Source organism: Streptomyces sp. NPDC041200 (genome assembly GCF_055591805.1).
The window spans coordinates 702,677-722,696 of record NZ_JBVIZF010000003.1 but is presented as its reverse complement, the minus strand read 5'-3'; the positions used below and the strand labels follow the sequence as shown (position 1 = coordinate 722,696).

Annotated in this window: 23 protein-coding genes and 3 pseudogenes; 12 read left to right on the top strand and 14 right to left on the bottom strand. The window is 69.7% G+C overall.

What is annotated here, in order from left to right; translation table 11 throughout:
* Positions 1-305: 305 nt before the first annotated feature.
* The 3 genes and pseudogenes from ACZ6CL_RS13040 to ACZ6CL_RS13030 form a co-directional block, all read left to right on the top strand.
* A pseudogene (locus tag ACZ6CL_RS13040) lies at positions 306-626 on the top strand (DUF6531 domain-containing protein); the annotation flags it as partial.
* A gap of 194 nt (positions 627-820) precedes the next feature.
* Positions 821-1,039 carry a hypothetical protein gene (locus tag ACZ6CL_RS13035; protein ID WP_468935241.1) on the top strand — a complete coding sequence of 73 codons (219 nt, stop codon included), beginning with the start codon at positions 821-823 and terminating at the stop codon, positions 1,037-1,039.
* Positions 1,040-1,168: 129 nt separating this feature from the next.
* Complete coding sequence (locus ACZ6CL_RS13030) at positions 1,169-1,717, top strand: hypothetical protein (RefSeq protein ID WP_468934964.1); 549 nt, start codon at positions 1,169-1,171, stop codon at positions 1,715-1,717.
* 135 nt (positions 1,718-1,852) lie between these two features.
* Here the strand turns inward: ACZ6CL_RS13030 and ACZ6CL_RS13025 are convergent, their stop codons facing one another.
* Positions 1,853-2,287, bottom strand: a complete 435-nt coding sequence (locus ACZ6CL_RS13025; RefSeq protein WP_468934963.1) for a hypothetical protein — start codon at positions 2,285-2,287, stop codon at positions 1,853-1,855.
* 47 nt (positions 2,288-2,334) lie between these two features.
* On the opposite strand from ACZ6CL_RS13025, the gene ACZ6CL_RS13020 reads away from it, so the two are divergent.
* Both ACZ6CL_RS13020 and ACZ6CL_RS13015 read left to right on the top strand, forming a co-directional pair.
* Entirely contained in the window at positions 2,335-2,601 is a 267-nt protein-coding gene (locus ACZ6CL_RS13020) for a hypothetical protein (protein WP_468934960.1), read from the top strand.
* Between the two features lie 128 nt (positions 2,602-2,729).
* Positions 2,730-2,996, top strand: coding sequence for a hypothetical protein (locus tag ACZ6CL_RS13015; protein ID WP_468934957.1), 267 nt, complete (start codon positions 2,730-2,732; stop codon positions 2,994-2,996).
* Positions 2,997-3,006: 10 nt separating this feature from the next.
* Here the strand turns inward: ACZ6CL_RS13015 and ACZ6CL_RS13010 are convergent, their stop codons facing one another.
* Positions 3,007-3,834, bottom strand: coding sequence for a helix-turn-helix transcriptional regulator (locus ACZ6CL_RS13010; RefSeq protein ID WP_468934954.1), 828 nt, complete (start codon positions 3,832-3,834; stop codon positions 3,007-3,009).
* Between the two features lie 49 nt (positions 3,835-3,883).
* Here ACZ6CL_RS13010 and ACZ6CL_RS13005 point away from each other — a divergent pair, with 49 nt between their 5' ends.
* The 4 genes from ACZ6CL_RS13005 to ACZ6CL_RS12990 are packed head-to-tail and all read left to right on the top strand — an operon-like array spanning position 3,884 to position 5,715.
* A complete protein-coding gene (locus tag ACZ6CL_RS13005; protein ID WP_468934952.1) occupies positions 3,884-4,327 on the top strand; it encodes a DUF2000 family protein in 444 nt (147 codons plus the stop codon).
* A gap of 30 nt (positions 4,328-4,357) precedes the next feature.
* Positions 4,358-4,819: a hypothetical protein gene (locus tag ACZ6CL_RS13000; protein ID WP_468934949.1), complete on the top strand. Its 462-nt coding sequence runs from the start codon at positions 4,358-4,360 to the stop codon at positions 4,817-4,819.
* A 10-nt stretch (positions 4,820-4,829) separates the two neighbouring features.
* Complete coding sequence (locus tag ACZ6CL_RS12995) at positions 4,830-5,285, top strand: helix-turn-helix transcriptional regulator (RefSeq protein ID WP_468934946.1); 456 nt, start codon at positions 4,830-4,832, stop codon at positions 5,283-5,285.
* A 10-nt stretch (positions 5,286-5,295) separates the two neighbouring features.
* Positions 5,296-5,715, top strand: a complete 420-nt coding sequence (locus ACZ6CL_RS12990) for a VOC family protein (RefSeq protein ID WP_385436033.1) — start codon at positions 5,296-5,298, stop codon at positions 5,713-5,715.
* Here ACZ6CL_RS12990 and ACZ6CL_RS12985 read toward each other — a convergent pair.
* The 7 genes and pseudogenes from ACZ6CL_RS12985 to ACZ6CL_RS12955 all read right to left on the bottom strand — a co-directional run.
* Positions 5,712-6,311, bottom strand: a pseudogene (locus ACZ6CL_RS12985) (glycoside hydrolase family 18 protein); the annotation flags it as partial. The gene ACZ6CL_RS12990 and the pseudogene ACZ6CL_RS12985 sit on opposite strands and share 4 nt — an antisense overlap.
* Before the next feature lie 86 nt (positions 6,312-6,397).
* Complete coding sequence (locus ACZ6CL_RS12980) at positions 6,398-6,682, bottom strand: hypothetical protein (protein ID WP_468934944.1); 285 nt, start codon at positions 6,680-6,682, stop codon at positions 6,398-6,400.
* On the bottom strand, positions 6,682-6,990 hold the full coding sequence (locus ACZ6CL_RS12975) for a hypothetical protein (protein WP_468934941.1): 309 nt from the start codon (positions 6,988-6,990) through the stop codon (positions 6,682-6,684). The genes ACZ6CL_RS12980 and ACZ6CL_RS12975 overlap by 1 nt, the downstream gene beginning before the upstream one ends.
* A gap of 207 nt (positions 6,991-7,197) precedes the next feature.
* A complete protein-coding gene (locus ACZ6CL_RS12970; protein ID WP_468934939.1) occupies positions 7,198-7,626 on the bottom strand; it encodes a Fur family transcriptional regulator in 429 nt (142 codons plus the stop codon).
* A gap of 98 nt (positions 7,627-7,724) precedes the next feature.
* On the bottom strand, positions 7,725-8,612 hold the full coding sequence (locus tag ACZ6CL_RS12965) for a metal ABC transporter permease (protein WP_468934937.1): 888 nt from the start codon (positions 8,610-8,612) through the stop codon (positions 7,725-7,727).
* A gap of 1 nt (position 8,613) precedes the next feature.
* Positions 8,614-9,480 (bottom strand): metal ABC transporter ATP-binding protein, encoded by an 867-nt coding sequence (locus ACZ6CL_RS12960; protein ID WP_468934934.1) that lies wholly within the window; start codon positions 9,478-9,480, stop codon positions 8,614-8,616.
* Between the two features lie 50 nt (positions 9,481-9,530).
* Entirely contained in the window at positions 9,531-10,526 is a 996-nt protein-coding gene (locus ACZ6CL_RS12955; protein WP_468934931.1) for a metal ABC transporter substrate-binding protein, read from the bottom strand.
* A gap of 153 nt (positions 10,527-10,679) precedes the next feature.
* On the opposite strand from ACZ6CL_RS12955, the gene ACZ6CL_RS12950 reads away from it, so the two are divergent.
* A complete protein-coding gene (locus ACZ6CL_RS12950) occupies positions 10,680-12,062 on the top strand; it encodes a glycine--tRNA ligase (protein ID WP_063734267.1) in 1,383 nt (460 codons plus the stop codon).
* A 136-nt stretch (positions 12,063-12,198) separates the two neighbouring features.
* Positions 12,199-12,501, top strand: coding sequence for a hypothetical protein (locus ACZ6CL_RS12945; protein ID WP_468934926.1), 303 nt, complete (start codon positions 12,199-12,201; stop codon positions 12,499-12,501).
* A gap of 161 nt (positions 12,502-12,662) precedes the next feature.
* On the opposite strand, the pseudogene ACZ6CL_RS12940 reads toward ACZ6CL_RS12945, so the two are convergent.
* From ACZ6CL_RS12940 to ACZ6CL_RS12925, 4 genes and pseudogenes are all read right to left on the bottom strand, one after another.
* A pseudogene (locus tag ACZ6CL_RS12940) lies at positions 12,663-13,940 on the bottom strand (IS200/IS605 family accessory protein TnpB-related protein); the annotation flags it as partial.
* A gap of 211 nt (positions 13,941-14,151) precedes the next feature.
* A complete protein-coding gene (locus ACZ6CL_RS12935) occupies positions 14,152-14,739 on the bottom strand; it encodes a TetR/AcrR family transcriptional regulator (protein ID WP_468934923.1) in 588 nt (195 codons plus the stop codon).
* 7 nt (positions 14,740-14,746) lie between these two features.
* Positions 14,747-15,769, bottom strand: coding sequence for an aldo/keto reductase (locus ACZ6CL_RS12930; protein ID WP_468934921.1), 1,023 nt, complete (start codon positions 15,767-15,769; stop codon positions 14,747-14,749).
* A 159-nt stretch (positions 15,770-15,928) separates the two neighbouring features.
* Positions 15,929-17,416, bottom strand: a complete 1,488-nt coding sequence (locus ACZ6CL_RS12925; RefSeq protein WP_468934917.1) for an MFS transporter — start codon at positions 17,414-17,416, stop codon at positions 15,929-15,931.
* Positions 17,417-17,518: 102 nt separating this feature from the next.
* Here ACZ6CL_RS12925 and ACZ6CL_RS12920 point away from each other — a divergent pair, with 102 nt between their 5' ends.
* Complete coding sequence (locus tag ACZ6CL_RS12920) at positions 17,519-18,433, top strand: helix-turn-helix transcriptional regulator (RefSeq protein WP_468934914.1); 915 nt, start codon at positions 17,519-17,521, stop codon at positions 18,431-18,433.
* Here the strand turns inward: ACZ6CL_RS12920 and ACZ6CL_RS12915 are convergent.
* Positions 18,400-19,899 (bottom strand): MFS transporter, encoded by a 1,500-nt coding sequence (locus tag ACZ6CL_RS12915; protein WP_468934911.1) that lies wholly within the window; start codon positions 19,897-19,899, stop codon positions 18,400-18,402. The two genes, ACZ6CL_RS12920 and ACZ6CL_RS12915, sit on opposite strands and share 34 nt — an antisense overlap.
* Positions 19,900-20,020: the final 121 nt, after the last annotated feature.

The following is a 20,020-nucleotide window of genomic DNA, read 5'->3' as shown; positions in this document are numbered from 1 at the left end:
CAGCGGGGACTTTTACCTGCTGTAAGGCCCACATTGAACAGGTCATGATCACGCTCCCCCTAGCCTGGAGGCTTTGCGCCGTGCGGGCCGGAGGGGGAGACGTGGCATGGGTGACGGCCATGGCAAGGGCAAGGTCCTGGACATCAAGGTGGCGGACGTCAAGTCCGTCTCACCGACGTTCCACCACCAGGCGGTCAAGCTGAGTGACGCGCTGACCACGCTGATCAACACGCTGGACGGCTACGGCGAACCGTGGGGGGACGACAAGCCGGGCAAGGAGTGTGAGCGCCGCCGCCAAGGACGGCATGATCTACGGCGGCCTCTTCGGCGCCGGTGCGGGCGTGGTCAAGTCCGGCGTCATCCCCAAGACCGGCGGTGTCCCCAGCCTGCTGAAGCCGCCCGGCATCCGCCCCAACCTCATCGAGGTACCCCGCGCCGGCCGCCCGACGAAGGAGTGTCCGAAGTGCGGTGAACCCATCGACATCGCGACCGGCGCGATGCTCATGGAGCAGACCGACCTCACCCTCCCCGGCTCGCTGCCGCTGGTCTTCGAACGCACCCACCTCTCCTCCTACCGGGGCGGCGTCAGCTTCGGCCCGACCTGGTCCTGTCTGCTGGACGAGCGCATCCAACTCGATTCCGAGGGTGTCGTGTTCGCCGCGTCCGACGGCATGCGGCTCGTGTACCCGGTGCCGGAGCCGGGCGTTCCCACGCTGCCGGAGAAGGGCGCCCGCTGGCCGCTGGAGTGGGACGGGGAGCCGGACGGCGTCATGACCGTCACCGACCCGCAGACCGGTGTCGTACGGACTTCACCCGCCCGGTGCCCACCGAGGAGTCCGGCGCCGTCCACCTCTGGCTGGACAGCCTCCAGGACCGCAACGGCGCCCGCGTCGACATCGAACGCGCCCTGTCGGGCAACCCGCTCGCGATCCGCCACTCCGGCGGCTACTACGTGGCCATCGACACCGACGCGCACCGGCGCGTCACCGCCCTGCGGCTGCTCGACGAGGCGCCCACATACCCAAAAGGGCCCCAATAATATGTACGAGAAGGACGGGGCAAGGTATTTCCTCCGCGGGAAAGCAAATAGTCACGAGGGATGGACTGCGGACTACTACAATCCAGGGTCCAAGAAAGTCGACATCAAAATTAGGCTAGGGGAAGATTGATGGCAGGGGACGATTGGATCGTCAAAGATCGCGAAGGGTATCGAGAAATCTGCTCCCGCGCTTCAGCTACCTTCGACCTTGATGTCAGATTGCCCGAAAATGCCTTCAGGCGGGGTGGTGAGGGCTCTCTTTTCTGCGAGTTCGACGTAGTCCTCACCCCTGAATTCTGGCCAGCACTGAGCTCGATGGCCCGGTGGCACGGTGATACGCGCGTGGAACTCATGGTTCTGGAGCCTGATTGCGATACTTTCTATCTTTCGGATTACCGGATTTACCCGGCAGTTTCACTTCCCGTCGAGGCTGACGAGGATGAATACTGGGCGGCTGTCGGTCACGAACCCGGCGGCGACATTATGGGATCACTGGCGATTTCAGCGAACGTCATCGCTTTGACCGGCCCCTCTGGGAAATGGGGATGCTGGGGTGAAAGGGACCCTGAGGTGGCGGTTTTCAGGGATTTCCGGATGCGGCTACGCGAAATGACTGGCGTACACGCTTTGGTCCTTTTTTGGAGGTTGAGGGGGCGCTGGAGTCGTACCTTCCACTGACCTTTGCAAATTGGGCCGTCCCGCAGGAGTACGCCGCGACTCTGACCGCGAACTACGGTCTCCCGAGGCAGACGTAGCGTCGTTTACGTGAGGCCGGACTGGTTCCTCAATCCGATAACCAGGTCGGCGTCTGGATCACTTGATGGACAAGCGAAGGTCCCCGGCCCAGCTCTCGCACCGTACGCTGCCGGAGGAGAACGTGATCTCCAGCATGAGGCGGCCCGTCTCCGGGGCTCCCGCTTCTCGCACTGCGAGGATCGTCTCGCCGAAGTGTTCCGCGAAAGGCGTCTCGCCGTTGGCCGGGGTCACTTCGACGTGGCCGCCCTGTCCCATGTCGTACTGCTCGTACGGGGGTGAGATCTCCGTGATCAGGCACCAGTCCGAGCTGGTCGTGATGTGGGTGGAGACCTGTGCGCTGTCGGTCAGCCATACATCCAGCGGGCCTGAGCGCGCGTCGGCGTCGTGCAGATGCCAGGCTGCGAAGACTTGCTCAAGACGTCGTCCGGCCAGGTAGTCAGGACGCTCGCCGGGCCCGTGCAATGGGCACTGGTTCAACCGTATGGGCTCCACCCGGTGACCGTATCTTGTCGTCAGAAATAACACGTTCGGGAGGTGCTGTGAAATTCGACCGTGCCACCGTCGCGGCCGCGCTGGAGAAGGTCGTGGAGGGGTTGGTAGAGCCCAGCGAGATCTCCCTCTGGGCGCAGGCCGTGCACTTTCGCGAAGACGTGGAGGTCGAAGAAGGGCATGATGATCTGCTGACGCAGTTCCTGTTGGAGATCTCAACACCCGAGCTGTTCGAGGCCGTCACGCCCGACCTCTGTTACCGCTGGCTGGGGAGAGTCCGCGCGTCCCTGGCGACGACGCCGGTGGTCGGCCCGTGATGGGCGGGCTGGAGGCGGCCTTGGCCGCGGCTTCGTCTCCTTCGTGGTCACAGCGTGTTCGTGCTGGGTGTGACCTTGCTGGCTTCGCCAATGTTCCGGAGGCCGCGGATGCGTTGATACGGCTGTTGTTGGACGTCGAGGACACGGCGGTGACTCGATGGACGGCAGAGGCCCTGACTCGGGTGGGCACGGTGGCAGCCGTGCGGCTCATCGCTCTCGCCGTTGTCGAGGCTGACGACAATCACGCCGACTGGCTGCAGACCGGGGTGCATGACGCGCTCGTGGGACCGGACAGCGCGTCGGACGTCGCAGCGGTCTGCGGGCAGCTCGCGCACCACCCGGAAGAAGCTGTTCGCCGGGGCGCCTCGGAGATCCGGGCATGGGCGGGCGGTTGAGGCAAGGTGGCTATCTGGCATTCCGGGGGAGCGCCCCTCGGCTGATGGCCCCCGTACGGGCGTACCGGCCCGGGGCGATCCCCACCACCCGCTTGAAGTGGCGCGTGAGGTGGGACTGGTCGTAGAGGCCCACCGCGCCCGCCACCTCCCCCGGTGGCTGCCCGTCGAGGAGCAGGCGGCGGGCGAGGTCGATGCGGCGGGACGTCACGTACTGGTGCGGTGCGATGCCGTACGCCGTGCTGAAGGCGCGTACGAGATGGGCGGGATGGGCGTGGAGGAGGCGGGCGGCCTCTTCCAGGGTGGGGGCTTCGCGGAATCGCTCGTCGAGGAGGTCGCGGAGGTTCTGGGCGATGCCGGGGCGGGGCGCCCAGGGGGCGGCCAGCCTCGGGCGCAGGTGCTCGCGCAGGCGCTCGCTGATGAGGGCCAGGCGGCTCTCCGCCTCCAGCTCGTCGCCCGGGGCGGCGAGCGCGGCGTGCAGCTGGGCGACGCGGCGGCGCAGGAGGGGATCGGTGAGGTCCGGGCCGTCGACCGCCGGTCCGATGAGGCTCGCGTCCAGCTGCGTCATGTCGAGGTAGATCACCCGCTTGCGGAAGCCGTCAGCGGTGGCGGGTGAGCCATTGTGCGGGACGTGCGGCGGCAGCAGGCTGACGGTGTCGTTCGGGGTGCCCCGCTCATGGCGGTCCAGGTCGTAGCGGACCGCGCCGTCGTCGACGATCAGCAGGGTCCAGGCGTCATGGACATGCATGGGGTACGCGTGCTCGGTGAAGTGCGCGTGGAAGACCTCGCTGATGCCCGGGACCGACGGGCGCCAGGCGGAGATTTCCTGTCGGGACGCCATGCAAGGAACGTACAAGACGGCGAGGGCGTGCGGCCTGCAGTCTCACACCATGAGCACGAGCACCAATGATGAGAACGCCCCCGTCCGCTTCGACACGAAGATCGCCGTACTCCTGCGCGACGACCTGGAGACCTGGCAGCGGCTGAACGTGACCGCCTTCCTCGTCAGCGGGCTCGGCGCAACGGCACCGGAGGTGATCGGCGAGCCGTACGCGGACGCCGACGGCACCGCGTATCTGCCGATGTTCCGCCAGCCCGTGCTGGTCTTCGAGGGGACGAAGGAGACGCTGACCACCGCGCACGGCCGGGCGCTGTCCCGCGCGCTGCCGAGGGCCCTGTTCACCTCGGACCTGTTCAGCACGGGCAACGACCGGGACAACCGGGCGGCCGTACGGGCGGTGGGCACCGACCAGCTCGACCTGGTGGGTCTGGCGGTCTACGGCCCGCGCAACGCGGTGGACAAGGTCCTCAAGGGCGCGCGGATGCACCCCTGAGTGACGGCCTTCGTCGCTAGCCTGGGGATCATGGAATTCGCGAGGGCTGAGTGGGACTCCGAGTGGCATGGGTTCCGGGTGGACGCCTCCGCCTATCTGGCGGAGCTGCCGCGGCTACGGGACGCCCTGCCGCCCGGGGCGTGGGCGTTCGTCTCCGACGCGGCGCATTTCGACTTCGGCAGCGGCACCCGGTGCGTGAAGGACCTGGGACTGGCCGGGGTCGACATTCCCGGCGGTAAGACCGGCGGGCTGACGCTCACCTTCTCGCCCAACCAGTGGAAACATGATTCCGGTCTGCGCATCCGTTATGCCGGGGTCAGGCACTTCTCGATCGACTACGCGCACGCCATCGACTGGATGGATACGGACACGGTCCTGCTCGACGAGATCCTTCCGCATGACGCCGGATGCAGCCATGAGATCGCTCTGACCGACGCGGTGATCACCGTCCACTGTCGGGATCTGGAGGCCGTATGGGGCGGCGGCGTGTGATGCTGGTCCGGTGAATCTGGATGACCTGGTCCGGTTGCGGCAGGCGCGGGACCGGATGGACCGGGACTACGCGCAGCCGCTCGACGTCCCGGCGCTGGCGCGCGGGGCGCTGATGTCGACGGGGCACTTCGCGCGGAGCTTCCGGGACGCCTTCGGGGAGACCCCGTACAGCTACTTGATGACGCGGCGGATCGAGCGGGCCAAGGCGTTGCTGCGGCGCGGGGACCTGTCGGTGACGGACGTCTGCTTCGCGGTGGGGTGTACGTCGCTGGGGTCGTTCAGCTCGCGGTTCACGGAGCTGGTGGGCGAGAGCCCGAGCGCGTACCGAGCGCGCGATCATGAGCATGGCGCGGAGATTCCGGCGTGTGTCGCCAAGGTCTTCACCAGACCGGTCAGGGAGCCGGTCAGGGATCCGGTCAGGGATCCGGTCAGGAATGGAGAAGCGAAGCCCGCCGCCCAGCCGTAGCGTGACAGACATGAACACCAACATCACGCTTTCGACCTGCTTCATCGCCGTCGACGACCACGACAAGGCCCTCGCCTTCTACCGCGACATCCTGGGGCTGGAGGTGCGCAATGACGTCGGGTTCGAGGGAATGCGCTGGGTGACCGTCGGGTCGCCGTCGCAGCCCGACGTCAACATCGTCCTCGAACCGCCCGCCGCCAATCCCAACGCCTCGCCCGCCGACAAGCAGACCATGGCGGAACTCCTCGCCAAGGGCATGCTGCGTGGGGTCCTCTTCGCGACCGACGACGTGGACGCCACGTTCGAGCGCGTCCAGGCGGCGGGCGGCGAGGTGCTGCAGGAGCCGATCGACCAGCCGTACGGCGTCCGCGACTGCGCCTTCCGCGATCCGGCGGGGAACATGCTGCGGTTCACCCAGCCGAAGCGCTAGCCGGATTCCGGCCCGGCCCAGCCCCGCCGGTACGCGGCCCAGCCACTCGGCGTCGCCGCGAAGTCCACGTACAGCGCGACGCCGAACCGCTCTCGGCGCGCGTCCTCGCGGCCCAGCCCGAGGCGGAGGCCCCAAACGCCCGCCGCCACCGTCTCGGCCGATTCGTGGTGTCCGATGTCGTCGGTGTGGAAGGCCGGGAGGCCCATCAGCAGGTCGGTGCCGCGCGGGGTCGCCTCGAGGGCCAGGCGTGTCTGCTGGGCGACGTAGCCCCCGTACAGGCTCGCCAGCGGCATTGCCGTGTCGTAGGACATCACCGCGATCTGGTCGACCCGGCGGGCGACCGCGCCGAAAAACGACTGCGACCACCACTTGGGGTGACCGGTGACGGAACCCGCGACGGAGTGGAGGGAGGGGAGGGGATCGGTCTGGTGCGCCGCCACCGACAGCGGCGGGCGGTGGGCGCGGGTGACGGCGCGCACATCGTCCAGCAGCGACAGATAGGCCCGGTCACCGGAGTGCAGGGGTTCCAGATCGAAGTGGACACCCGCGAACCCCGCGTCCAGGACCTGCCGCGCCGAGCGGACGACCCGCTCGCGCGTCGTTCGCTCGCCGAGGTCCATGCCGACGCGACCGCTGTCGTCGACGGTCAGCTCATGGTCGCTCGCGTAGTCGAGCGCGCTGTTCAGATCGCGCTGGGCGGCCCGATCTCGTCGGCCAGGTCGTCGTAGACGCGGCACAGCTCGCGCAGCGCCAGATTCGCCGCTTCGTAGTCATCGGCGTGCTTGACGAAGGTGCGGCGGGCGGCGAGCCCCGCGTCGGACTTCCACTGCTTCTCGATGGTGCGGGCCACATCGTCGCGGGCGGCGGTGCCGATCTCGTCGCAGTGCTTGGCCGCGCTGAGGGCGTCGGTGGCGGCGTCGCGCCAGGCTTGCGGGCTCGCGGACCGGAGGTCGGGTACGGAGACCATCAGGCTCCCTCCAGCCAGCGGGCGTCCTTGCGGAGTTCCGCCTCGATGGAGAGGTCGGTGTCCATGTAGTCGTCCATGGCATCGGTGATGGCGGCGGCCTCCCTGGCCGATTTGCCGAGTTCGTGCAGCCGGTCGCGCCACGCCGTGACGCACTCCTGGTTGGGCCGCGCGACCGCCCAGCCCGCATGGGGCTTCCCGGCGGCCTCGGGGTCGTTCAGCTTGGTCTTGTTCTGCCCCGTCGCGCTGGTGGTGTGGAAGGCGCCCGCGGTCTTCTTCGGAGAGGGCGGATCGATGAAAAGATCCGGCATTCCAGGCAGGTACGAGGACATCAGGCTTCCCCCAAGCAGCCGTAATGTGCATGTACTTGACACCGTACTCAGCAAACCGCCGCAAGACAGGGTGCGTGCGCATACGGGGGTGGTTCCAGTACAAAGCCGCGACGGACCTGGAGGGGGGGGAAGCCGGGAACGTCAGCGGGGACCAGTCCCGCACCGGCCCCGCGAAAAAATGGGGGGCTAAGCCTGCGCGTCCTTCGCGGGAGCCGCGCAGTCGCCGCAGGTGCCGAAGATCTCGATCGTGTGGGCCACGTCCACGAAGCCGTGCTCGGCGGCGATCGCGTCGGCCCACTTCTCGACCGCCGGGCCTTCGACCTCGACCGCCTTGCCGCAGGAGCGGCAGACCAGGTGGTGGTGGTGCTCCTCGCTGTTGCAGCGGCGGTAGACGGCCTCGCCCTCGGTGGTGCGGAGGACGTCGACCTCACCGGCGTCGGCGAGGGACTGGAGGGTGCGGTAGACGGTGGTCAGGCCGACGGAGTCGCCCCGGTGCTTGAGCATGTCGTGAAGCTCCTGCGCACTGCGGAACTCGTCCACCTCGTCCAGCGCCGCCGCCACCGCGGCGCGCTGCCTGGTGGACCGGCCGCGTACTGGGGGACCCGCGGTCGCCACAGTTGCCTCCTCAACCTCGCTTGCCCGTAGCGCTCTGTCTGCCGCTCTCTGCTTGGCCATTGTGCCAGCTAACGGATGCGCTACGGACTAGCTAAGCATCACACGAGTACGTCGTCCTTGAGGGTGCACCGCCCCTCGGCGGCCGAAGCGGCCCGCCCGGCGCGCTGTTTGGCGCGCCGTTTGGCCAGGGGCGCGGCGAGCGCGGTGATGACGGCGAAGACGCCGATGGCGAGGACGACGATGCTCGCGCCGGGCGGCACGTTCCGGTAGAAGGAGAAGACCGTTCCGGACAGGGTGACCACGACGCCGATGCCGACCGCCAGCGCGAGCGTCATCGCGAAGCCGCGGGTGGCCTGCTGGGCGGCGGCGACCGGGACCACCATGAGGGCGCTGACCAGCAGCAGGCCGACGACGCGCATCGCGACGGTGACGGTGACGGCCGCGGTGATGGCCAGCAGCAGGTTGAGCGTACGGACCGGCAGCCCGGTCACCCGGGCGAACTCCTCGTCCTGGCAGACCGCGAACAGCTGCCGCCTCAGCCCGAGGGTGATCAGCACGACGAACGCGGCGAGCAGGCTGATCACGACGACGTCCTGCTGCGACACGGTGGTGATCGAGCCGAAGAGATACGTGGTGAGGTTGGCGTTGGAGCCGGTCGGCGAGAGGTTGATCAGCAGGACGCCGCCCGCCATGCCGCCGTAGAAGAGCATCGCGAGCGCAAGGTCGCCGCGGGTCTTGCCGTACCAGCGGATCAGCTCCATCAGCACGGCGCCGAGGGCGGAGACCAGGACGGCGGTCCAGACCGGGTTGGTGCCGGTCAGGAAGCCGAGGGCGACACCGGTGAGCGCGACGTGGCCGATGCCGTCGCCCATGATCGCCTGGCGGCGCTGGACGAGGTAGATGCCGACGGCGGGGGCGGTGATGCCGACGAGGACGGCGGCGAGCAGGGCCCGCTGCATAAAGGCGTAGTCGAGGACTTCCAGCATGTCAGGTCAGCAACCCTGTCCGGATCGGTTCGGCGTCGGGCGCCGCGTGGGGATGGACGTGATCATGGCCGGGCAGCGCATGCTGGCCGACGGCCTTGGGCGGTGGGCCGTCGTGGACGACACAGCCGTCGCGGAGCACCACCGCGCGGTCGATCAGCGGCTCCAGCGGGCCCAGCTCATGGAGGACGAGCAGGACGGTGGTCCCCGCGGCGACCTGCTCGCGCAGTGTCCCGGCGAGGATCTCCTGGCTGGCCAGGTCGACCCCGGCCATCGGCTCGTCCATGATCAGCAGTTCGGGTTCACCGGCCAGCGCGCGGGCGATCAGGACTCGCTGGTGCTGGCCGCCGGAGAGCGCGCCGACCGGGTCGCGGGCGCGGTCGTCCATGCCGACCAGCTCCAGGGCGCGGTGGACGGCCGCCCGGTCGGCCTTGCGCGGCGGCCCGAACCGGCGGCGCGCCAGCCGCCCGGCTGAGACGACCTCGCGGACGGTCGCGGGCACGCCGCTGGCCGCGGTCGTGCGCTGCGGTACGTAGCCGACGCGGGCCCAGTCGCGGAAGCGGCGCCCCGGCGTGCCGAACAGCGCCAGCTCGCCGCCGGTCAGCGCCACCTGGCCGACAACGGCGCGTACGGCGGTCGACTTGCCCGAGCCGTTCGCGCCGAGCAGCGCGACCACCTCGCCGCGGCCCACGGCCAGGTCGATGCCGCGCAGGATGGGGCGGCCGCCGAGCGAGGCGGTGGCGCCGCGCAGGGATATGACCGGGTCGGCGTCGGCCGCCGCTGCCGGGGCGGATGCCTCGGCGCTGTCGGCTGCTCGCCCGCGTATCGCCGGGTCACCGGATCGTGCGCTGCCGTCGGGTTCCTTGGCCATGGATTCCTCCGTCGTATCGCGCGTCGTCGTATCGCGCGTCATCCCGCGTGTCATCCCGCGCCCAGCGCCGTGCGCAGGGCCTTCAGGTTCGACCGCATGACCTCGAAGTAGTCGCGGCCCTTGGACTTCTCCCCGATCCCCTCGATGGGGTCGAGGACGTCCGTCTTCAGATGGAGATCGCCCGCCAGGGCCTTCGCCGTCTTGTCGCTCACCAGCGTCTCGAAGAAGACGGTGTTGACCTTGTCCTTCTTGGCGATCGTGTGCAGCCCCCGCATCCGCGCCGGGCTCGGCTCGGATTCCGGGTCGACCCCGGAGATGGCCTCCTGGCGGAGCCCGTAGCGCTCGGAGAGGTAGCCGAACGCCGCGTGGGTGGTGATGAAGGTATCCGTGCCGCGGCCCTTCAATCCGGTCTTGAAGTCGTTGTTGAGGGCGCCGAGCTGCTTCACCAGGGCGGCGGTGTTCTTCTTGTACGCGGCGGCGTGGTCCGGGTCCGCCTTCTGCAGGGCCTTGCCGACGCCCTCGGCGACCTGGGCGTAGCGCACCGGGTCCAGCCAGATGTGCGGGTCGGCGGCGGCGTCGCCCTCGTGGGCCTCGTGCGCCTCGTGGCCGTGCTCACCGTGCTCCGCGCCCTCGCCGTGCTCGTGGCCTCCGTCCCCCTCCACCTCCGTCCCGTGGTCCTCCAGGGAGGTGTACGCGGCGGCGTCGGCGACGTGCCGGGGCTCGGCCTGGCCGATGGCGCGGTCGACGGACGGCTGGAGCCCCTTGAGGTAGACCACCAGCCCGGCCTTGCTGAGCTGGGCCGTCTGCCGGGGGCTGATCTCCAGGTCGTGCGGTTCGACGCCCGGCTTGGTCAGGGTGGAGACATTCACATGGCTCCCCCCGATGCGCTGCGCGAGGAACTGCATCGGGTAGAACGACGCCACCACATCGAGCTTGCCGTCCGTCCTTCCGTCCCCAGAGTTGGAGGAGCAGGCTGTGAGGGTGGTCAAGCCCATCGCGGCGGCCCCGACGAGGGCTGCTGCGGGGCGGAGGCGGCGTATGTTCATGACTCTCATTTTCAACAAAAATGGAAACGGTTGTCAACAAGGGTCTTGTTCTTGATCAGTTCCGGTATCGATTTGATCCGGGGGGTGCCGCCGCCGGTAACCTGAAGCATTCGCTTCGCGTCCTCCAATGTCGTCATCAATGAAGAGAGCACCGTGGCCGCCGACAAGATCGACACCATCGTCAGCCTGAGCAAGCGCCGTGGCTTCGTCTATCCGTGCAGCGAGATCTACGGCGGCCAGCGTGCCGCCTGGGACTACGGACCGCTCGGCGTGGAGCTGAAGGAGAACATCAAGCGCCAGTGGTGGCGTTCCATGGTCACCTCGCGTGACGACGTCGTGGGACTCGACTCGTCCGTGATCCTCGCCCGCGAGGTCTGGGAGGCGTCCGGCCACGTCGCCACCTTCACTGACCCGCTGACCGAGTGCACCTCCTGCCACAAGCGGTTCCGCGCGGACCACTTGGAGGAGGCCTACGAGGCCAAGCACGGCAAGCTGCCCGAGAACGGCATGGCCGACCTCAACTGCCCCCACTGCGGCAACAAGGGCAGCTTCACCGAGCCCAAGCAGTTCTCCGGCCTGCTCTCCACCCACCTCGGCCCGACCCAGGACTCCGGCTCGGTCGCGTACCTGCGCCCCGAGACCGCCCAGGGCATCTTCACCAACTTCCTCGCCGTGCAGCAGACCTCGCGCCGCAAGCCGCCGTTCGGCATCGCGCAGGTCGGCAAGTCCTTCCGGAACGAGATCACGCCGGGCAACTTCATCTTCCGCACCCGTGAGTTCGAGCAGATGGAGATGGAGTTCTTCGTCAAGCCGGGTGAGGACGAGAAGTGGCACGAGTACTGGATGGAGCAGCGCTACAACTGGTACCGGGACCTCGGTATCCAGGAGTCCAGCATCCGCTGGTACGAGCACCCGAAGGAGAAGCTCTCCCACTACTCGAAGCGCACCGCCGACATCGAGTACCGCTTCAACTTCGGCGGCTCCGAGTGGGGTGAGCTGGAGGGTGTGGCCAACCGCACCGACTACGACCTCAAGGCGCACTCCGCGGCGTCCGGCCAGGACCTGTCGTACTTCGACCAGGAGGCCGGCGAGCGCTGGACCCCGTACGTCATCGAGCCGGCGGCGGGCGTCGGCCGCGCCATGCTGGCCTTCATGCTCGACGCGTACATCGAGGACGAGGCGCCCAACGCCAAGGGCAAGCTGGAGAAGCGCACCGTGATGCGGCTCGACCCGCGGCTCGCCCCGGTCAAGGTCGCGGTGCTGCCGCTGTCCCGTAACCCGCAGCTCTCCCCGAAGGCCAAGGGCCTCGCGGCCGACCTGCGCAAGCACTGGAACATCGAGTTCGACGACGCGGGCGCCATCGGCCGCCGCTACCGCCGTCAGGACGAGATCGGCACGCCCTTCTGCGTCACCGTCGACTTCGACACCCTCGACGACAACGCCGTAACCGTGCGCGAACGCGACACGATGAAGCAGGAGCGGGTCTCTCTCGACCAGATCCAGTCGTACCTGGGCGGCCGACTGATCGGCTGCTGACCAGCGCGTACGGCAGGACGCACAGCACGAGGACGGGCTCCGGCACCGCGGATAGAATGCCGCGGCGCCGGAGCCCGTCGTCGGCTTGGCAGGTTCGGTTCGGCAGGGGTTCGGCAGGAACGGGGGTTCACCAACCATGCGCAGCGTGACGCACCACATCACCGCCACCAGCGAGGACGGCACCGTCTTCGAGGTCAGCTATGGCTACGGCCGGGGGCAGCGGCGACTCCTCGGCTGCCTGCACTGTGACTGGCAGGAACAGATCACCTACGGCGGCGCCCGCCACAAGGGCCTCGACCACCTCGCCCAGGCCCACGGCGCCCTCGGCTCCCCGAGCATGACGGCCGACGCGGCGGCCCGCCGCCAGGCCCTGCTGATCATGTTCGCGTGCTTCGCGGCGGCCGCGGTGATGCTGTGGTGGGCGGCCTCCCAGGGCTGACCCGCGGGGCGCCCGGTGGGACGCCCAGTGCGAGCGCCGCGCATACCGCGGCCAGCGGCAGTTCCGCGCCCAGCGCCACCCCCGAGGCGAGCAGTACCGACTCGGGGCGTACCCGGGTGATCCACGCCAGGCGGGGGTGTAGACGGCGGTCATGGCACGGATGTGGTTCCGGACGGCCCGCATGCCGGGCATGTGATGCCGAGTTCGGCGGCCATTGATGCCAGTCGTGCCCGTAGCTTGGCGGTGGGCATGCCGGAGATCAGCTTGCGGAACCGCTTCCTGCGCCCGTGCTTCTCGCGCGTCTTCTCCGCTGCGAAATCGAGGTCCTCGACCGCGATGGCCACCCCGCGACGTTGGGCCCAGCGCAGGAGGCGGATGAGGGCGTGCCGCACCTGCGCGTCCCGGTGCGATGCACGGCCGGACAGGTCGTAGTCGAACTGGCGCGGTTCACCGACCGGGTTGCCGTGGGCGTCCAGACGCCAGGCGGCCAGGTGGTCGGCGTTGGTGTCCACACCGATCAGGCCACCGGACCGGACTGCCTCCAGCAGTACCGTCCTGACCGGAGGGATCTGCCAGGAGGCGGTCAGGTACCAGCGGTCACGCTCCACGTCGTAATGGATGCGGTACGCCACGGCGCCGTTGGCCGTGATGCGGTCAGCCCACTCCTCGCCCCGGTGCCGAAAACCGACCCGGCACGCCAGCACATACCGGCCACGGGGCGCGTTCGCCAGCCCGGCCAGCGGAGCTGGAAGCTTGATGCTCACCTCACCGGCCGGGCTGACGCGGATCGTCTCGTTCCCGTACCGCTTGCCTGATTCGCCGTCGGCGGCGAGGAACCAGCGCTTGGCTTCCCACCGTGCACGCCACTGGGCCTCGGTCAGCTGGGTGGCGTGGAGGTTGTGCCGGTTGCGCAGCAGCTTCTTGCCGCCCCGCACCACACGCACACGTCCGGCCTCACGGTCGGCCCGCTCCCGCTCCAGCCGCTCTTGCAGCAGGCGCAGGCGCCGGGACTTGGCGAACCACTCCTGCCGGGAGCGGTAACCACCCGGCAAGCCCCGAGAGCCCTTCGCCCCGACCGGCAGCGACAGCCGGCGAGCAATGGTGAGGACACCGGCCTCAAGGGACTGGATATGTGCGAGCTGACCGCGACGGGCCAGCGCCCACTGATCATGCGTGGCCTGGGTGATACTGCCCGCCCAGCGCGAGGAGCACTGCCCGGTCAAAGCCAGCTTCCGCCGCGCCCACTGGTCACTGTCGTGATCCAGCCCGGCCGCGCAGCGGGCCTTCCAGTCCCGGGAGGCCAGGGAGCCCAGCACGTCACCGACTAGGCGCAGGACCTTCTCGTCCTGCCCGGTCAGCCCCTTGAGACTGGCGCGGATGGCCACCCCGGTCGGGCCGGGCACCACGAACGGCGCCACCACCTCACGCAACCCGCCCACTCCGCGCTCCCCCGGACCGAACTTCTCCCGTCACCACACCCAACGAGCACCACCCGCGAAGGTCACGCGTGCGATGCAAGTACTCCAGTTCGCTTCCCAAGCTCGTCGCACAGTCGTCGCTACTCACTCGCGCACACCACAACGCACCCGAGTGTCTTCTATCGACACCAGCTCCCGCCCCCTGTCTGCGGACGGGCGGTGACCGTGGTGGCTACGCCCGCAGGCCGTTCAGCAGGAGTTCGAAGAGGTCGGCGAAGGCCAGCTCCACGTCCGGGGCCGACCACTCCCCGGCGTACACCGGGTCGTGGAAGTGGGCCGTCGCCGACCAGAGGGACTGGGCTGTTCTGCGGGCGTCGGGCGTCCTGAACTCGCCGTTCGCGATGCCGGTTTCGACGATTTTCGTGAGGTGGCCGACCATCGTCTCGATGTGGCGGGCGACGGTGGAGCTGTTCTCGGAGGCCAGGGAGAAATAGGTGGCGAACAGCTCCGGATCGTCGCCCGCCTTGCCCCGCTTGGCGGCGAAGAGGGTGGCCAGCCACTCGCGCAGCCGGTCGGCCGCCGGGCCCTTGGCGTCAGCGATGGCGGACAGTTCGTCCTGGGCCTGGTCGAGCCACCGCTCGGTGACCGCCTCGCGCAAGGCCGCCTTGGTGCGGAAGTGGCGGTAGACACTGCCGTGGCTGACTCCGAGCGCGCGGGCGACGTCCACGACCGTGGCCTTGGCCGGGCCGTAGCGGCGCAGGACGTCCTCGGTGGCTTCGAGGACGCGGTCGGGGGTCAGGGGCGTCTCGGGCGGCGGCATCGGGTCCCTACTTCTTCTTCTCGCTGTCGAGGAAGGCCATTTGCGCCTCCCGGTAGCGGTCGCCCGCTGCGGCACCAGCCGGAACGGCCTCCTCGATCGCGGCCAGGTCGTCGGCGTCGAGCGTAGCGTCCAGGGAGCCGAGCGCTTCGGTCAGCTGCTCACGTGTGCGGGAACCGATCAGCGGGACGATGGCCGTGGCGTGCTTGGGGCCCTGGGCGAGCACCCAGGCGATGGCGGTCTGCGCGACGCTGATGCCCTTGTCGTCGGCGACCTTGCGCAGGGCCTCGACCAGGCTGAGGTTGCGGTCGATGTTCTCGCCGCCGAAGCGCGGGCTGAAGCTGCGGAAGTCGGTGTCGGCGAGCTTGCGGTCCCGGCTCCAGTGGCCACTGATCAGTCCGCGGGAGAGCACGCCGTACGCGGTGATGCCGACGCCCAGCTCGCGGCAGACCGGCAGGATCTCGTCCTCGATGCCGCGGGAGATCAGGGAGTACTCGATCTGCAGATCGCAGATCGGGGCGACGGCGGCGGCCCGGCGTATGGTCTCCGCGCCCGCCTCCGAGAGCCCGATGTGCCGTACGTACCCGGCCTCGACCAGCTCGGCGATGGCGCCCACGGTCTCCTCGATCGGGACGTCGGGGTCGACGCGGGCGATGCGGTAGACGTCGATGTGGTCGGCGCCGAGGCGCTGGAGGGAGTAGGCGGCGAAGTTCTTGACGGCGGCCGGGCGGCCGTCGTAGCCGGCCCAAGCGCCGTCAGGGCCGCGCAGTGCGCCGAACTTCACGCTGAGCAGGGCGTTTTCGCGGTGGGCTGCGGGTGCGGCGCGCAGGGCCTCGTTGATGAGCAGTTCGTTGTGGCCCATGGCGTAGAAGTCGCCGGTGTCCAGCAGGGTGATCCCGGCGTCGAGCGCGGCGTGGATGGTGGCGAGGGACTCGGCGCGGTCGGCGGGGCCGTACAGGGCGGACATGCCCATGCATCCGAGACCGAGTGCGGAGACGTGGGGACCGGTGGTGCCGAGCTGGCGCAGCTGCATGGTGGCGCTCCTTGCGGGGACTCGGGGATGAGGGATAACGGGTATGCGCTGACAAGCGTGGCAGATGCGATGACAGATTTCAATATCTGTCATCGCATGCCTGTCACCGCGTACCTGCCATCACCTGTCTGTCACCCCATAGACCCCCGTGGCCCCCGCTCAGGCCACCACGCGCGGCAGCCGCAGGCTCAGCGCCACCGTCAGCGCGACCGCCGCGAGCTGGGCCGCGAGCGTGATCGCCAGCGCGTCGCCCATGCCCATCGACGGTGCCAGCGCGAGGAACAGCGTGCCGAGCGTGGCCACGCCCAGGGCCAGCGAGGACTGCTGAGTCGTGACCATCACGCCGCTGCCCACCCCGGCCCGCTCGGTCGGCACCTCGGACAGCACGATCCGGATCAGCACCGGCAGCTGCAGTCCCTGCCCGAGACCGGCCAGCGCGACCCCCGGCAGCAGCCCGGCCAGGGACAGGTCCGGCCAGTCGCGCGCCACAGCCAGCATCAGCAGCCCGAGGCCCGCCGCCTGGAGCAGGCCGCCGGTGGTCACCACGCGGCTGCCGTACCGGCTGACCAGACGCGGCCCCATGAGCGAGGCCACGAAGAACGCGATGGCCATCGGTGCCAGCGCCATGCCGGCCGCGATCGGCCCGTACCGCAGGCCCTGCTGCAGCGCGACCGCGATGACGAACATGAAGCCGCCGAAGCCGATCGAGAACGGCACCAGAATGGGCAGTCCGCGCCGCACCCCGCGCAGCACGAACAGGCTCGGTGGCAGCAGGGGAGTGGTCCCGGCCCGGTCGGCGCGGCGCTCGATCACGTAGAACGCGGTGGCCGCGAAGGGGGACGCGCCCAGCAGCAGCCAGGTCCACAGGGGCCAGCCTGCCGCCCGGCCCTCGGTCAGCGGCACCATCAGTGTGATCAGCGAGACGCCCAGCAGGACCGTGCCGGGCACATCCACCGGCGCGGGCCGGTCCGAGCGGGTCTCGGGCACCGTACGCACCGCCAGCACCAGGCCGATCAGCGCGACCGGGACGTTGACCAGGAAGACCGCGCGCCACCCGGTGCCCGCGATGTCCGCGGCCACCAGCAGCCCGCCCAGGATCTGCCCCGCCACCATGGCGAGACCGGCCGTCGCGCCGTACATGCTGAGCGCGCGGGCGCGGTGCGAGCCGCTGGTGGAGGCGTGGATGGTGGCGAGCACCTGCGGCAGCATCAGCGCCGCCGCCGCGCCCTGCGCGACGCGCGCCGCGACCAGGGTCCAGGCGTCCGGGGCGAGCCCGCAGGCCAGCGAGGTCAGCCCGAAGGCCGCCATTCCGGCGAGGAAGAGGCGGCGCCGTCCGAAGGAGTCGCCCAGCCGTCCGCCGAGGACCAGCAGCACCGCGTAGGCCACGCCGTACCCCGCGACGATCAGCTCCAGGACGGCCGGGCCCGCGGCCAGGTCGCGGTCCATGGTGGGCAGCGCCACGTTGACGATGAAGAAGTCGATCAGAGGGAGGGCCGCCCCGAGCAGCAGGGTGAACAGCCCGGGGCCGCTCAGACGGTCACCCGGTGCCCCGCCGGGCGTCGTCGCGGCGGCACCCCGGGCGGGGTTGCCTCCGGCGGCCGGGGCGGCCGGGGCCAGGGTTCTGGTGGGGATCTCGGTTTCGGTCACGCTCACGACGATCCCGCCTCGCTGAGACGGGTACCAGAGTGTCTTTATCCTGGTACAAGAAGTACCTGGCAACCGGATGAGCCCGTGAGGCACTCTGGAGCCATGACCATCACGGTGCAGAGTGCCACGGGGGCCACGGGTGTGACGGGTGCCACCGGTGCCACGGTCGGCGGCGGGGCCGACATCAGGCGGACCGAGCTTGCGGCCTTTCTGCGCAGCCGCCGCGAGCGGATCACCCCCGAGCAGGTCGGGCTGCCCCGCGGCCGCCGCCGGCGGACCCCCGGGCTGCGCCGCGAGGAGGTCGCCCAGCTCTCCACGGTGGGCGTCACCTGGTACACCTGGCTGGAGCAGGCCCGGGACATCCATGTCTCGGTGCAGGTCCTCGACGCCATCGCCCGCGCGCTGCTCCTGGACCGCAGCGAGCGCGCCCATCTCTTCGTCCTCGCCGGGCAGGTCGATCCGAGCCCCGCGAACGAGTGCTCCGGGGTGTCGCAGTCGCTCCAGGTGATGCTGGAGCAGCTGGAGCCGTTCCCGGCGTGCGTACAGAACGCCCGGTTCGACCTCCTCGCGTACAACCGCTCCTACCGGCTGCTGATGTGCGATCTGGACGCGCTGCCGCCGGAGGACCGCAATTGCATGTGGCTGGCCTTCACCAACGACGAGTGGCGGGCGAGCCTGGTCGAGCGGGAGGAGACGACCCGGCTGATGGCCGCCAAGTTCCGCGCCGCGATGGCCGAACACGTCGCCGAGCCCGCGTGGAAGGCGATGCTGAGGCGGCTGGAGGAGGCCTCACCGGAGTTCCGGGAGATCTGGGCGCGCCATGAGGTGGTGCGGCCCGGCGACCGGATCAAGGTCTTCCGGCAGTCGAAGGTGGGCGTCGTGCGGCTGACCTCGACCAGCCTGTGGACCGGCCCCAACGACGGGCCCAAGCTGCTCACGTACACCCCGGCGGACGAGGAGTCCCGTGAGCGCCTGGACCGGCTTCACGCCCTCGCGCTCGAACTGGCCGAGGTCTGACCCGTCGGCCCGCCCTCCTCGAACAGCGCGGCGGCGTGCTTCGTGGTGGCCAGCGCCCAGCGGCCGGTGGTCAGAGCGCCCAGCAGCAGGATGGCGGCACCGCAGCCCGCGATGATCCACCAGGCGGGCCGGGCGGCGTCCACGAACGCGGCGGCGGCAGCGGCCGAGGCCTTGTGGCCCGGCACCGCGTCCGCCGCCCCGGCCGCCGCGCCCGCCGCCAGCACGGCGCCGATCACCGCGACCCCCAGCGACTGGCCCACCTGGCGGCTGGTGGAGGCGACGGCGGAGGCGACCCCGGCCTGCGAACGGGGCATCCCGGAGACCGCCGTATTGGTGATGGGCGCGTTGACCAGGCCGAATCCGATACCGAACAGCACATAGCCGATCAGCAGCAGCACATTGGTGGACTGGGCGTCGAAGACCGCGAACAGCACCCCGCTGGCCGCCATCGTCACCCCGGCCAGCAGCAGCGGCAGCCGGGGCCCGCCGTGGCCCACCAGCCGCCCGGACAGGGGCGCGCAGATGAAGCACATGAACGCCATCGGCAGCATCCACAGCCCGGCGTGCAGGGCGTCGAGCCCGCGGACGTCCTGCAGATAGAGCGTGTTCAGGAAGAGGAAGCCGCCGAGCGCCGCGAACGCGCTCACCGCGATGACCGTCGCCCCGCTGAAGGGGGCGCTGTGGAAGAAGCGCACATCGATGAGCGGTTCGGCGCGCCGCCGCTCGTAGCGGATCAGCGCGACCAGCCCGATGACGGCGACCGTCGCGCAGGTGGTGATCAGCGGCGAGTCCCAGCCGTGCCCCGGCGCCTCGATGATGGCGTACGTCAGGCAGCCGAGGACGGTGATGACCAGCAGCTGGCCGATGGGGTCGGGCCTGCGGGGCTTCGGAGCCCGCGACTCCGGTACGAAGCGGGCGGTCAGTGCCATCGCCGCGAGCCCGACCGGAAGGTTTATCCAGAAGATCGAGCGCCAGCCGATCGACTCCACCAGCACCCCGCCGACGATCGGTCCGGCCGCCATGCTGATGCCGACGACCCCGCCCCACACCCCGATCGCCCGGGCCCGCTCCCGGGGCTCGGTGAAGGTGTTGGTGATGATCGACATGGCCACCGGGTTGAGCATCGAACCGCCGATGGCCTGCACCATGCGGAAGCCGACCAGCGCCCCCAGGTTGGGCGCGAGGCTGCACAGCGCAGAGCCGAGGGTGAAGATCACCAGCCCGGTCTGGAAGACGCGCTTGCGCCCGATCCGGTCGGCCGTCGACCCGGCGAGCATCAGCAGCGCGGCGAGGACGAGCGTGTACGCGTCGATCGTCCACTGCATCCCGGAGACGGAGGCGTTGAGATCGCTGCGCATCGAGGGCAGGGCGACGTTCAGCACGGTGTTGTCGAGGCTGACGATCAGCAGGCTCATGCAGCAGATCGCCAGCACGAGCATGCGCCGCCTATAGCTCAGCTCAGGCATGGTTGAACGCTACAACGATGTCGGGGGTACGGCCGTATGAACCGCCCGGCCGATCCTCTGCGCGGGTGCGGGACAATGAGAGGTCCGGTCCGTACGACGCCGCGCGTGGCGACACCCACGA

Bases quoted from the DNA above. Each gene is read 5' to 3' on its own strand.
- ACZ6CL_RS12960 (WP_468934934.1), bottom strand. From the start codon at position 9,480: ATGGCCAAGGAACCCGACGGCAGCGCACGATCCGGTGACCCGGCGATA.
- ACZ6CL_RS12945 (WP_468934926.1), top strand. From the start codon at position 12,199: ATGCGCAGCGTGACGCACCACATCACCGCCACCAGCGAGGACGGCACC.
- ACZ6CL_RS12955 (WP_468934931.1), bottom strand. From the start codon at position 10,526: ATGAACATACGCCGCCTCCGCCCCGCAGCAGCCCTCGTCGGGGCCGCC.
- ACZ6CL_RS12935 (WP_468934923.1), bottom strand. From the start codon at position 14,739: ATGCCGCCGCCCGAGACGCCCCTGACCCCCGACCGCGTCCTCGAAGCC.
- ACZ6CL_RS12915 (WP_468934911.1), bottom strand. From the start codon at position 19,899: ATGCCTGAGCTGAGCTATAGGCGGCGCATGCTCGTGCTGGCGATCTGC.
- ACZ6CL_RS12930 (WP_468934921.1), bottom strand. From the start codon at position 15,769: ATGCAGCTGCGCCAGCTCGGCACCACCGGTCCCCACGTCTCCGCACTC.
- ACZ6CL_RS12990 (WP_385436033.1), top strand. From the start codon at position 5,296: ATGAACACCAACATCACGCTTTCGACCTGCTTCATCGCCGTCGACGAC.
- ACZ6CL_RS13005 (WP_468934952.1), top strand. From the start codon at position 3,884: ATGAGCACGAGCACCAATGATGAGAACGCCCCCGTCCGCTTCGACACG.
- ACZ6CL_RS12980 (WP_468934944.1), bottom strand. From the start codon at position 6,682: ATGGTCTCCGTACCCGACCTCCGGTCCGCGAGCCCGCAAGCCTGGCGC.
- ACZ6CL_RS12965 (WP_468934937.1), bottom strand. From the start codon at position 8,612: ATGCTGGAAGTCCTCGACTACGCCTTTATGCAGCGGGCCCTGCTCGCC.
- ACZ6CL_RS12975 (WP_468934941.1), bottom strand. From the start codon at position 6,990: ATGCCGGATCTTTTCATCGATCCGCCCTCTCCGAAGAAGACCGCGGGC.
- ACZ6CL_RS13010 (WP_468934954.1), bottom strand. From the start codon at position 3,834: ATGGCGTCCCGACAGGAAATCTCCGCCTGGCGCCCGTCGGTCCCGGGC.
- ACZ6CL_RS12920 (WP_468934914.1), top strand. From the start codon at position 17,519: ATGACCATCACGGTGCAGAGTGCCACGGGGGCCACGGGTGTGACGGGT.
- ACZ6CL_RS13000 (WP_468934949.1), top strand. From the start codon at position 4,358: ATGGAATTCGCGAGGGCTGAGTGGGACTCCGAGTGGCATGGGTTCCGG.
- ACZ6CL_RS13030 (WP_468934964.1), top strand. From the start codon at position 1,169: ATGGCAGGGGACGATTGGATCGTCAAAGATCGCGAAGGGTATCGAGAA.